Genomic DNA, 12,345 nt, shown 5'->3' with positions numbered 1-12,345 from the left:
ACACAACTATTTTTATGGGAGGCTAGAAACCGGGTTTCTACGAAATTTTGTGTTTAGTGGCGAGAAATCTACGCAGAAACCCGGTTTCTGAGGACACAATTATTTTGCTCGAAAAGTCGCTCTTTTAGGCATTTATCGCAGGCGACACACCCTACGACTGGCATATCTTTGGGAATTTCGCTGTACCAGCGGCCAAATGTGCTAACGTAGCGATCGCAAATCCCCAAATTTCAACTATCGGGAGATAGATAACCGTGTTCGCTCAAGCACCTCCAACTCCCAATTACAAATGGTTTAGCTGCATTTCTAGCACTGTTTTCACCGCATTGTGCCTGTTGCCCCTTTCCAACGCTGCTGGATACGCCCAAACTCCCCAAAATAGACTCATCAAAATCGGCGTGGTGCAGCGGTTTGGCACCAAACCCACCGATAAACTGACGCTGAAAGCTTTACCTGGCGATCGCTTAACATTAAGTTACAAAACTCCCCAAGGCATAGAAACTAAAACTACCGCCAGCATCCAGCTAGAAATAGCGAATAAACCTCTGGAAGCGCCATTAGTAGAAGAACGAGTTGTTCTGAGCTCCCACCGCAGTTTTGAGAGTGCAGAAGATAGCGCCAATCAGTGGCGCGCCAAGGGTATTGATGTGGAAATTGCTCAACCTTTGCGCTGGCAAGTTTGGGCAAAAAGAGATACTTATAATTCTCCTATAGTGCGGCGCTGGCTGTTGCAAAGTTTGCAAGCTCAAGGTAACAAAACTGCTTTTTTAGATACGAAAGTTTTTAAACAAATACCTCAAACGTTTTGGCTTTTAAATGGCTTTCGTTTCAACCGCAATGAGTTGGATGTCACGGCGGGAAAAAATGTAATTGAGGTATTTGAACAAACTACCCAAGAGGCGACAGCTATCGATCCAGAAAAAGCTATTCAACAAACTCGCCGTTACGGTGGCAGTTTGCACTTACAAAAAAATTCTTACGGTACTTATACTTTAGTCAATAATGTGCCGACGGAAACTTATTTGCGCGGTGTTGTTCCTCACGAAATAGGGGCTTTTTCGCCCTACGCTTCGATTGTCGCTCAAACTATTTTGGCGAGAACTTACGCGCTGAGAAATTTGCGCCGGTTTGCTGTGGATAATTACGAGTTGTGCGCTGATGTTAACTGTCAAGTTTATAAAGGTTTGACCGAAGTTTTCCCGCAGAGCGATCGCGCGATCGCCCAAACAGCAGGTTTAGTCCTAACTTACGAAAATCAGCTCGTAGACGCGCTCTATTCAGCGTCTAGCGGCGGCGTAACGGCGACTTTTGGCGATGTGTGGCACGGCCCGGAACGTCCATATTTGCGATCGATCGTCGATTCCCCCAAAAACCTCTGGGACTTGACAAAGCAGAGCTTGTCTGACGAAACCAACTTCCGCCGCTTTATGACTCTCAAAGCAGGCTTTAATGAGGAAAAAGAAGAAACCTTCCGCTGGCGCGAAGAAGTCTCACTGACATCAATTGGTGGATTTCTGCGGCAGTATCTTCAGAAGAAAAAGCACCCGCTAGCTAATTTTAAAACTCTCACCAAAGTTGAAGTGGTGGAAAGGTCGGCGGCTGGTCGAGTTTTGCAAATGAAGGTACAAACTGATTTGGGCCCCATCGATATTGACAAAGATGAGATTCGCAATGCTTTTTATCCGCCGATTAGCACGCTGTTTTATCTAGATCCAATTTACAATCCTGACAAAACTCTTAACGGCTATGCTTTTGTCGGAGGCGGTTTCGGACACGGCGTGGGAATGAGTCAAACTGGTTCTTACAATTTAGCTAATTTGGGCTGGAATGGCGATCGTATTCTGAGTTTTTATTTTCCCGGCGCTCAAGTTGTGCCCCTCAACGATTCCATTACATTTTGGCGGGAATAGCATCAGATTCGGCATAAGATTCGGCGGTTGAAACCGCGTCTAGACAAACAAAACCCGGATGGTGCGTGGGTTGAAGAGTGGCCGGTTAAAATTACGTTATCTTCTTTCTTCAGTCCGCGGAGGCGGACATCGTTTGTATAGACGCGGTTTCTAACCGTACGTCTGCTGCGGACATCGTTTGTATAGACACGGTTTCTAACCGTACGTCTGCTGCGGACATTTTTTGTATAGACGCGGTTTCTAACCGCACGTCGGATCTTTGTCGCCATCTTTCCATACAAAAACCCAGTTTCTTAACGTAATTAAGCTGAAACAGCTCAATTACGCAAACAAGAAACCGGGTTAATTAGCGCACCGCGCCTGTGAATCCTTTCTTAGTAGAGGGATTCTTCTTGGTGAGTTTCGATCGTACAATCAGACTTAGGATAAGCGACGCAGGTCAGAACAAATCCGGCCTCGATTTGGTCATCATCCAAGAAAGATTGGTCAGATTGGTCAATTTCGCCAGCAGTAATTTTGCCAGCGCAGGTGGAGCAAGCTCCAGCGCGGCAAGAATACGGGAGGTCGAGTCCTGCTTCTTCGGCAGCATCAAGAATGTAAGTATCGTCATCAACGTCAATGGTCTGGTTGATTCCTTCGGCTTCGCTGATGAGGGTAACTTTGTAAGTTGCCATGCACTAATCCTCTCAAAAATTCAACAATATTGATAAGTTTTCCTAATGCAAACTTCAAGGCTCTATCAGCTTTGAGGTGAGCTCTTAGGTTCGTTCCCTTTATGATAGTAGGGGAAAGAAGTAAGGTTGCAACACTTATTTACAAAAGATTTGAATGGGATTAGTTATAACTTTTTCTAATTTCATCTTGATTACTTATACCTATGTTGCGCTCAGCCTTGTGATACTGTTGCCGCAAGACTTACGCCAAATAACCCGGTTGCAGAAAAAAATCCTATTTTGAACCCGACAACCAAAAAATCCGATTTTTGCTATGGGGTGTGTCATCGACTTTCAGCCAGACTTGCTGGAATTTGTCCCCGCAGCCATGGACAGTTGACAGTTGACAGTTGACAGTTGACAGTTGACAGTTGACAGTTGACAGTTGGTAGGGGCGGTGCCCCGCCGTGCCCGCCCTCAGTGGACAGGTGCACAGTGGACAGTGGACAGTTGCACAGTGGACAGTTGCACACTACGGGAATCAAACCATTTATGCTTAAAGGGTATCGGCTCTATTCATGAGATTATTTATGTCCTCACCGATGTGGCGGTTGCGATATATCGCACCAGACTTGGGTGCTCAAAGCCCGCCTAAATCGCACCACAGCCTAAAATCTGCACGATGGAACTCTGGGCTCCTGCACTGCAAGTCTTTAACTATACTAAAATCTAAAATCTAAAATCTAAAATCTAAAATCCTATGACTCAAATCAATACTGGCATTGGTTTTAAAGTAAATTCTCCTATTCGCGTGGGGATTGTGGGTACTGGTTTTGCGGCTAAGTTGAGGGCCGAGACGTTGGTAGCTGACGCCCGATCGCACTTAGTAACAGTCGCGGGCCGCAACCCGGATAAAACCGCAGCATTTTGTCAAACATTCGGCGCCGAGGCTGAGGTTTCTTGGCGCAAGTTGGTAGAAAGAGATGATTTAGATTTGGTAATTGTCTGTACAGTGAACCGCGATCATGGGGCGATCGTCCTGGCGGCGTTGGAAAATGACAAGCACGTTGTGGTCGAATATCCTCTATCTTTAGATGTGTCTGAGGCCGAAAGGGCGATCGCCCTTGCCGCCCAAAAGCAAAAACTCCTCCACATCGAACACATCGAACTGTTAGGCGGTTTGCATCAAGCAATCAAAGAATCCTTACCATTAATCGGTAAAGTTTTTTATGCCCGCTACATTACTATTACCCCTCAGCGTACCGTACCGCAGCGCTGGACTTTTCAGCATTCCCTATTTGGCTTTCCCTTAATCGGGGCAATTTCTCGACTTCACCGATTTACTGATTTGTTCGGAGAAGTCGGAACCGTTAACTGTCAAACTCAATTTTGGGACACTCAGCCGGATTTCTACAAAGCTTGTTTGTGCAACGCACAGTTACGCTTTACCAATGGCGTTGTCGCTGAAGCTGTTTATGGAAAAGGAGAGACTTTTTGGCAGTCGGAAAACATTTTTACCATCTACGGAGAAGCAGGAACGCTGATTTTTACTCCCGAATCCGGTCAATTGATTCAGGGAGAAACTCGGCAGGCGATCGCAGTAGGAACGCGGCGCGGTTTGTTTGCTAAGGATACGGATATGGTGTTAGACTGTTTGTTAAACGGTACGCCGTTGTACGTCAAGAATACCAGTAGTTTGTACGCTTTGAAATTAGCGGATGCTGCGAGGCGTTCGAGCGAGACTAGGCAAAAATTGGCGATCGACAATTCATATAGCAGTTCGATCGAAATATGAGGTACGATTCGCTAATCGCTAATCGCTAATCGCTAATCGCTACTCAGATAAAAAGGTAATCGGCAATCACCGAAAAACTTGTGGTTCAAAACCTTTCCTCCCCATTAGCAATTAGCAATTGCCAGACATACCTTAATACTTCGGACAATTTTTTAAAGCCTCTGTAATCTTTACAGCACAAGCCTTGGCATTTTTAATCTTTTTTTCTTGCCTGAAGGCTAAACTTAAAGTTTGAAAAAATAGTCCAAGCAATAGCTAGTATGGGTTTTAAATATTCAATCGTGCCTAAAACTGTCCGAAGTATTGATATCTCATCTATCTAAAAAAGGCTATAGCGGTTCTCAAAAAAGTGAGGTATGCCCGATGCCCGATGCCCAATGCCCAATGCCCAATGCCCAATGCCGCATAGTACCTCATCAATCTAAAAAAGGCTATATATTTTTGCAATAAAATGGCAGTAACTACACATCAACTGATTCAGTGGAAACAGCAAGGGCGTCGAATTGTGGCGCTGACCGGTTATGATTATGCGATCGCCCAACTACTCGACCAAGCAGGCACTGACATCATCCTAGTCGGCGATTCCCTCGCCATGCCAATATTGGGCTACGAAACTACGCTACCGCTAACCCTCGATGAAATGCTGCACCACGCTAAAGCAGTCCGTCGCGCAGTCAAGCAAGCATTAGTTGTTGTGGATTTGCCGTTTTTGACTTACCAGGAAAGTCCCCAGCAAGCCATGCACTCGGCCGGGAGAGTTTTGAAAGAAACTGGCGCTCAAGCTGTAAAATTGGAGGGCGGATATCCAGCAATGGCGGCTACCGTTTTGCAGCTAACATCCGCCGGGATTCCGGTGATGGGTCACGTTGGTTTAACTCCCCAGTCGGTACACCAACTCGGTTACAAAAAACAAGGCAAAACAGCCGAATCTGCCGATCGCATCAAAGCCGAGTCGATCGCACTTCAAGAAGCAGGTGCCTTTGCGATCGTCCTAGAACACATTCCCCCAGACTTAGCTGCTCAAATTACCCAAAAATTAACTATTCCCACCATTGGTATCGGTGCGGGGGCACACTGCGACGGACAAGTTTTGGTTACTTCCGATTTGTTGGGACTTTCCGAAAAACAACCGCCTTTTGCGAAAGCTTACGTCAATTTGCGATCGACAATTACCCAAGCTGTCCAAGATTATTCCCTAGAAGTTAGAGAACGAAAATTTCCCGAATTGTAAACCATAAATCGAACTGACTCGCTCGCCAGCAGACAATACTACTTAGCGGGTTGTTGACACGCCTTGTACGAGTTATCGCCCCTAGCAGCATCTTTTTTGCCGATCGCGATCGCCCGCAATTACCGCTAAAATTGGAAAATCTCAACTTCAATTATCCCTTGACCAAAAAAGCGGGTAACAAGCCCCGTCCTTCTAGGACGGCTTTAATTTTCTTTGAATCTTCCTAATTCTATCAGTAAAACCTAGTATAATACAATACGGTTTACTTAAGATGGTCATTGCGAGGAACGAAGCAATCTCCGTATCTATTTCTCATAGGGTTTTACCCCCATGGCGCTCTTAAGTAAACGGTATTGTAGTATAATAGAACAAAGTAAAGAACCGAAAACAATGAAAGCAAGGTATCAATACAGATTCTATCCAACCGACCAACAACGACAGAAATTGGCTCAATTGTTTGGTTGTGTTCGGGTAGTTTGGAATGATGCTCTTGCCCTTTCTAAACAGTCTGAAAAGAAACCCAAATCTGCCGAACTTCAAAAAGTAGTAATTACTCAGGCAAAACAGACTGAAAAAAGAGCTTGGTTAAGTGAAGTATCAAACATCCCGTTGCAACAATCTGTAGCGGATTTAGAAACGGCTTTCAAGAACTTTTTCAACTCCGGTAAAGGAAAGCGGAAAGGTCGTAAAATTGGCTATCCTAAATTCAAAAAGAGGACGAATAGTCAATCGGCAAGACTCACTCGCTATGGATTCTCGCTCAAAGGTGATGGTGTCTATCTAGCCAAGATTGGTATTGTCAAACCCGTTTGGTCACGAGAATTACCATCAGAACCTAGTTCTGTTACAGTCATCAAAGACTGTGCTAATCGGTATTTTCTGAGCTTTGTAGTAGAGATTCAACCAACTCAGATTGAGGCGAAAAATCCTAGTATTGGGATAGACTTAGGGGTTAAGACCTTTGCGGTGATGAGCAATGGCGAAAAAGCCCAAAGCCCTAGCTATAAAAAGCTAGACCGAAGAGTTCGCAAACTACAGCGTAAGTTAGCCCGTCAACCCAAAGATTCTAGGAGGAGAAATATAACTCGAATCAAAATCGCCAAGCTGCACAACCGAATTGCTGATACCCGTAAAGATTTTCTGCACAAATTATCAACCAAAATAGTCAACGAAAACCAAGTGATTGTTTTGGAAGATTTGAACGTGTCGGGAATGGTCAAGAATCGGAGGCTTTCCAGAGCGATTAGCTTGCAAGGGTGGAGGGAGTTTAGGACTCTCTGTGAGGCCAAGTCTGAGAAGTTTGGCAGGGAGTTTAAAGTAGTTAGTAGATGGGAACCGACTAGCCAAGTTTGTTCAGACTGTGGCTTCAAATGGGGCAAAATAGATTTATCTATTCGTTCAGTGCTTTGTCTGAGTTGTGGCACTGAGCAAGATAGAGACGAAAATGCTGCTAAAAATATAGAGCAAGTCGGGATGGGGAATCGCCACGACTCTAAATGGGCGCAGAGACAGAGTAAGACTACTCCGGTAGCATCAGTCGGTGAAGCGTCAAGAATCACCGTCCGCGACGGTCGGTGAGTATTTCAATCGATCTCAAATGTCAAATCTCCAATCAAAAATCAAAAATCTACAATCCAGATACCAAAATGTGATAAAAATCACTGACAGCAAGCATCACCTAAATGTAAAAAATGGTGGCGACCAACAACTAGCTTCAAAACGGGCAGCGAAGTGGCGGTTAAGCTAAAAAAATTGTAGTTCCGTTCAAAACAAATTGAAGTCATCGCTCGAACGTGTTAAGGAGGCTAATTGATGGTATATGCAGAAAATTGGTCGCAGCCGTCTATCTTGGAGCTAGCGCGATCGGGCAACTTTCAGGCCCTGAATTACTGGATTGACAGCTTGCTGCGACCCGAAGGGATTTATGCCCGCGTCGAACAGGCTCAAGCCGGCTGCGTCCAAATCCTAGTAGAATTCCAACGCGGATTTGCACCAGAGAATACATTACTGGGGAGCACTCTCCGCGAAGGCTTAGTTAAATTTATTTGTCACCAACTCTGGAGACTCAACTCGCCAGCAGTAGAAGGAGTGCGAATTCACGCGCGCTTGGCTGGGGAACCAGAGATTCTCTGGAAACAGTCAGTCCGAATAGTGACTCCGGCAAACCGCAACCAGCGGCGTTACCGTTCCCTATTAGTCGTCGATTGGGTTAAATTTAAAACATATCGTTCTCTGCTGCTAGTGGGCTCGGCACTGGCATCATTTATTTTAGGGTGTTGGCTGAGCTACCACGAGGCTGTAGCCCTACGGCTAATGTCTCCAGCCTCCCCTTACCAGCAAGCTGCGGTAATGTCGGGGCCGCCTCCCAAACGTCCGGATGCGGTGCAAGCGGCCTTAGAATTAGTACCTGTAGTGCAACAAAAGCAGGTTGCTAATCCCTACGACCCCACCGTAACGCTGATGTTCGGAGGAAATGTGAATCTATCGGATGCGATCGCCGCATCTGCTGGCAACGATTACCATTGGGCTTTTGCCAATATGGACGAGTACCGGCAAGCAGATGTATCGATGGTTAATCTAGAAAACCCCCTGACTCGCTCTACCTTGGGTTCTGGCAAAAAACAATTAAATTTTAAAGCCGATCCAGAATCGGTGAAAGTATTAACAGCAGGAGGAGTGGATATTGTCAATCTGGCAAACAGCCACGCTATGGATTACGAGGAACCGGGGCTGGTGGAAACTATAAATACTCTAAATAATGCTGGTATAGGGCATCTGGGAGCCGGTAGAGATATCAAAGAAGCAAGGCGTCCAGATATTATTGAGGTTAAGGGTCAGCGGATCGCGTACCTCGGTTATTACGATGCTGACCTTCATGCTGCCGACCAAGGTAAGGCTGGCACCAACCCCCGGCGTAACAATCGGGTGGCAGAGGATATTCGAGCTCTCAAAGGTCAGGTAGACTGGATTATTGTTAATTACCACTGGGGAGTCGAATTGGCAGATTATCCCGGGGACTGGCAGATAGATTTGGCTCGGTTCACGATCGATCAAGGTGCAGATTTGGTAGTGGGACACCACCCCCATGTCCTACAAGGTGCCGAAGTTTACAAGGGTCGCCCGATTGTTTACTCGTTGGGTAATTTTATATTCGGCGCGAATGCTCGCAGCGATTACGATACCGCAGTCCTGAAAGTATCGCTCAAAGACAGGAATATGAAGGTAGAATTTTTGCCTGTGGAGGTGAAAAAGTTTCAGCCGAAAGTGGTGAATGGAGCAGCGGGCGATCGCATCCTCAAACGCGTCGAACAAATTTCTAGTATATTCGATCGACCGATGCGCTCTTCTGTGGTTCTAGAGGCCCCAATCAACCCAGGATTGGCACCAAAAACTCCAAATTCGACCTTGCCAGGAGCACCAAAAAGCGGTACCTACGGGCCCGGGTCGGCTTCCCCAGTCCCCCTGACAGGAGAAACCAATCTGCCAGGCCCAGGACAACCCAAACCTACTCCGATTTTGCCCGCTGTACCGGCTTTGCCCAAACAGCCGGACAACTCCTCAGTTTTCCAGAACGGGGCAGGGCCTGCTAGGTCGTCGAACCCGCCTCCGAGTCAAGATTTGCCATCGCGCGTCTATCGCACTAAACCTGAAAATCCCAGCCGGGAACCAGATCCGTTTACCAAAGAACCATTCATCAAAGAACCGTTTATTTCGCCCCCATCTCCGAGTTCGGGAGGGGTACTCAGTCCCCAAAGCTATATTCCCCCAACTGGCGATGTATCTTTCAAAGTCGCACTCAAAGAGCAGCCGACAAACAGAGTCGTTCCCGGCAAAAGCAGCGATCGCGGCTCGCTGCGGCTCGCCCTGCCTCCTATAGCTGCGAACGTGGGGACGGCCAGTGGGAGTCCGAGAGTTGACAGTTGACAGTTGACCGCTTGACAGTTTGAGAGCGACCTCTACCTAGAAGGAAGAGGATTGGAGTAATGAATAGTCTGATTTTAATTTCTCCCGATCGGGCGGGCTTTCAACCAATTCTTTCTGGTGATGGGCGAAAATCAACTACCAGCGACCAATTAATAACGACCGATTTACTAACAACCAATGATCGACGACCTACTAACAATGACAAATGTGTTTGCGATCGCGCTGAAGCAAAAGCAGTACAAAACCTATATCCTCTCCGACGAAACCGCAAACTCTACCCTAGAAGTTGTGCCGGAACGGGGCGGTATTGCCACTAGCTGGCTGGTTGAAGGCAAAGAAATGTTTTACTTGGACGCGGAACGGTTCGCCAATCCCGATCGGACTGTACGCGGCGGGATTCCCATCTTGTTTCCCATCTGTGGCAATCTCCCCGACGACACTTACACCCACAAGGGAGTGGAGCGGCAGCTCAAACAGCACGGCTTTGCTCGCGACTTGCCTTGGACGGCGACGGAACAATTTACCGAGGGTTGCGCGGCTCTTACCCTAGTGCTCAAAAGCAGCGAGAAAACCCAGACTGTTTATCCCTTTGATTTCCAATTAGCTTTTACTTATCAAATTAAAGGCAATTCTTTGGAAATTGTGCAGGAATACACCAATCTTGGTGACGAACCAATGCCCTTTGCTAGCGGCTTGCATCCTTACTTTTTAGCACCCGACAAGACAAATCTGCGCTTTGAGATTCCCGGGATGCAGTACAGAGATCACCACACTCACCAGAAAGGTTATTTCACAGGGGTTTTTGACCCGACTCTCGACGAAATAGATGTTTCCTTTGACGAACTGACAGGTCTTGCTGCTACTGTAACTGACGAGGCCCGCGGCTTGCGGCTCACCGTCAGTTACAACTCCAGCTATGGGAAGTTGGTTTTCTGGACTTTGAAAGGCAAGGATTTTTACTGTTTGGAACCTTGGACGGCTCCTAGAAATGCCCTCAATACTGGCGAACACTTGATTTATTTGCAGCCGGGAGCGACTTGCGAGATGCTGGTTCGCATGACTGCAACTTTTTTTTGAAAAACACTTGCTATTTGAAATGATGGGTGCTACTATTAGAAATTGTGTGCGGTAACAATGTTTTCGCGGGTCGCTAGCTCAGCGGTAGAGCATTCGGCTTTTAACCGATTGGTCTCGGGTTCAAATCCCGGGCGACCCATTTTTCAGACAGAACGTAAAAAGTAGAAAGCAGAATAAAATCTAGCTTTCATCACGAATTCGGGGCAATCCCAGCGGGATTGCCCCGAATTTAGTTTTGGGCAATGTGGATTTTTTAAGCCTAAATTGAAATCTGGAAACATAATGCGCGATCGGCAACAAATTGTCTTAAGATTATCGTAAGAATTCAGCTTGTTCAAAATCCACTGTCCAGAAACACAAATAATTAGGAGGAATATCTATGGCGCTTGTACCTATGCGACTGCTGCTCGACCACGCGGCTGAAAATGGTTACGGCCTACCGGCTTACAACGTCAACAACATGGAGCAAATCCAAGCGATCATGCGCGCTGCTGACGAAACCAACAGCCCTGTGATCCTGCAAGCTTCTCGCGGCGCTCGTTCCTACGCTGGCGAAAATTTCCTGCGCCACTTGATTTTGGCAGCAGTTGAAACCTATCCTCACATCCCCATCTCCATGCACCAAGACCACGGCAATGCCCCCGGCACTTGCTATTCTGCCATGCGCCAAGGTTTCACCAGCGTGATGATGGACGGTTCTTTGGAAGCGGATGCTAAGACTCCCGCCAGCTACGAGTACAACGTTGAAGTTACTCGCGAAGTGGTGAAAGTTGCTCATTCGATCGGCGTTAGCGTTGAAGGCGAACTGGGTTGCTTGGGTTCTCTGGAAACAGGGATGGGCGAAGCAGAAGACGGCCACGGCTTTGAAGGCGCGCTTTCCCACGATCAATTGCTGACAGATCCTGAAGAAGCTGTTAATTTCGTCGAGCAAACCGGCGTTGATGCTCTCGCAGTGGCGATCGGCACTTCCCACGGCGCTTACAAATTCACCCGCAAACCGACTGGCGAAATTTTGGCAATCAGCCGCATTGAAGAAATTCACCGCCGCCTGCCAAATACTCACTTGGTAATGCACGGTTCATCTTCTGTACCCCAAGAATTGCTGGAAATCATCAACAGCAACGGCGGCACTATCCGCGAAACCTACGGCGTACCTGTCGAAGAAATTCAAAAAGGCATCAAGTGCGGCGTTCGCAAGATCAACATCGACACTGACAACCGTTTGGCGATTACCGCTGCGGTGCGCGAAGCTTTGTTTGCTAAGCCAGATGAATTCGATCCGCGCCACTTCTTGAAGCCGTCGATCAAGTATATGCAGAAAGTTTGTAGCGATCGCTACAACTCTTTCGGTTGCGCCGGTCACGGTACAAAGATCAAGCAAATGTCTTTGGATGATTTTGCAGCTAAGTATGCAAAGGGCGAATTGAGCTCTTCTGCTAAGAAGACTGTCGCTGTTTAATAATTTTAGGTTGAAGATTTTAGATTTATCTGAAGTCTAAAGTTTAGATTGCCGGGTAGCTGTGAAGTTGCCCGGTTTTTGTGTGTGGAGAGATGAGAAAGATAGATAAATCGCCCTTAAAGACTAATCCGGCGGTAAATTTCAGCCATCGGCAGTTCTATATTTAAGCTGTGCAGGACGATCGCCCTTTCAATCCCATCGTACACTTGCCATTGCCAGCGATCGCCCGACGGGCGATCGAGATTGTGATATTGTTCAATATATGGTTCAGCTTGACTGACCAGCAGATATTCACA

At 46.9% G+C, this 12,345-nt stretch carries 9 protein-coding genes, 1 tRNA gene and 1 pseudogene; 9 read left to right on the top strand and 2 right to left on the bottom strand.

Going from position 1 to position 12,345, the window contains the following annotated elements; translation table 11 throughout:
• The first annotated feature begins 254 nt into the window (after positions 1–254).
• Positions 255–1,910, top strand: a complete 1,656-nt coding sequence (locus JGK11_RS14510; RefSeq protein ID WP_293205281.1) for a SpoIID/LytB domain-containing protein — start codon at positions 255–257, stop codon at positions 1,908–1,910.
• A 374-nt stretch (positions 1,911–2,284) separates the two neighbouring features.
• Here JGK11_RS14510 and JGK11_RS14505 read toward each other — a convergent pair whose 3' ends face one another.
• On the bottom strand, positions 2,285–2,584 hold the full coding sequence (locus tag JGK11_RS14505) for a ferredoxin (RefSeq protein WP_293129326.1): 300 nt from the start codon (positions 2,582–2,584) through the stop codon (positions 2,285–2,287).
• A gap of 739 nt (positions 2,585–3,323) precedes the next feature.
• On the opposite strand from JGK11_RS14505, the gene JGK11_RS14500 reads away from it, so the two are divergent.
• The 8 genes from JGK11_RS14500 (at position 3,324) to fba (ending at position 12,049) form a co-directional block, all read left to right on the top strand.
• Entirely contained in the window at positions 3,324–4,358 is a 1,035-nt protein-coding gene (locus JGK11_RS14500) for a Gfo/Idh/MocA family oxidoreductase (RefSeq protein ID WP_293190467.1), read from the top strand.
• A gap of 451 nt (positions 4,359–4,809) precedes the next feature.
• Positions 4,810–5,589 (top strand): 3-methyl-2-oxobutanoate hydroxymethyltransferase, encoded by a 780-nt coding sequence (panB, locus tag JGK11_RS14495; RefSeq protein WP_293190468.1) that lies wholly within the window; start codon positions 4,810–4,812, stop codon positions 5,587–5,589.
• A 53-nt stretch (positions 5,590–5,642) separates the two neighbouring features.
• Positions 5,643–5,816 carry a hypothetical protein gene (locus JGK11_RS14490; protein WP_293212111.1) on the top strand — a complete coding sequence of 58 codons (174 nt, stop codon included), beginning with the start codon at positions 5,643–5,645 and terminating at the stop codon, positions 5,814–5,816.
• Between the two features lie 163 nt (positions 5,817–5,979).
• Complete coding sequence (locus JGK11_RS14485) at positions 5,980–7,167, top strand: transposase (protein ID WP_293177205.1); 1,188 nt, start codon at positions 5,980–5,982, stop codon at positions 7,165–7,167.
• 234 nt (positions 7,168–7,401) lie between these two features.
• Positions 7,402–9,513 (top strand): CapA family protein, encoded by a 2,112-nt coding sequence (locus JGK11_RS14480; protein WP_293212110.1) that lies wholly within the window; start codon positions 7,402–7,404, stop codon positions 9,511–9,513.
• A gap of 177 nt (positions 9,514–9,690) precedes the next feature.
• Entirely contained in the window at positions 9,691–10,590 is a 900-nt protein-coding gene (locus JGK11_RS14475; RefSeq protein WP_293177201.1) for an aldose epimerase, read from the top strand.
• A 67-nt stretch (positions 10,591–10,657) separates the two neighbouring features.
• Positions 10,658–10,729, top strand: a tRNA-Lys gene (locus tag JGK11_RS14470).
• A gap of 240 nt (positions 10,730–10,969) precedes the next feature.
• Complete coding sequence (gene fba, locus JGK11_RS14465; RefSeq protein ID WP_293196872.1) at positions 10,970–12,049, top strand: class II fructose-bisphosphate aldolase; 1,080 nt, start codon at positions 10,970–10,972, stop codon at positions 12,047–12,049.
• Between the two features lie 116 nt (positions 12,050–12,165).
• Here fba and JGK11_RS14460 read toward each other — a convergent pair.
• Positions 12,166–12,345 (bottom strand): annotated as a pseudogene (locus JGK11_RS14460) (Uma2 family endonuclease); the annotation flags it as partial.

Origin of the sequence: Microcoleus sp. PH2017_34_RAT_O_A (assembly GCF_020737885.1) — a bacterium.
Lineage (GTDB): Bacteria > Cyanobacteriota > Cyanobacteriia > Cyanobacteriales > Microcoleaceae > Microcoleus.
The sequence above is the reverse complement of the archived record's forward strand: the minus strand, read 5'-3'. Positions and strand labels throughout refer to the sequence as shown.

What these genes read in the sequence shown, in the direction of transcription:
- JGK11_RS14505 (WP_293129326.1), bottom strand. Translation starts at nt 2,584, where the DNA reads ATGGCAACTTACAAAGTTACCCTCATCAGCGAAGCCGAAGGAATCAAC.
- fba (WP_293196872.1), top strand. Translation starts at nt 10,970, where the DNA reads ATGGCGCTTGTACCTATGCGACTGCTGCTCGACCACGCGGCTGAAAAT.
- JGK11_RS14500 (WP_293190467.1), top strand. Translation starts at nt 3,324, where the DNA reads ATGACTCAAATCAATACTGGCATTGGTTTTAAAGTAAATTCTCCTATT.
- panB (WP_293190468.1), top strand. Translation starts at nt 4,810, where the DNA reads ATGGCAGTAACTACACATCAACTGATTCAGTGGAAACAGCAAGGGCGT.
- JGK11_RS14475 (WP_293177201.1), top strand. Translation starts at nt 9,691, where the DNA reads ATGATCGACGACCTACTAACAATGACAAATGTGTTTGCGATCGCGCTG.
- JGK11_RS14485 (WP_293177205.1), top strand. Translation starts at nt 5,980, where the DNA reads ATGAAAGCAAGGTATCAATACAGATTCTATCCAACCGACCAACAACGA.
- JGK11_RS14480 (WP_293212110.1), top strand. Translation starts at nt 7,402, where the DNA reads ATGGTATATGCAGAAAATTGGTCGCAGCCGTCTATCTTGGAGCTAGCG.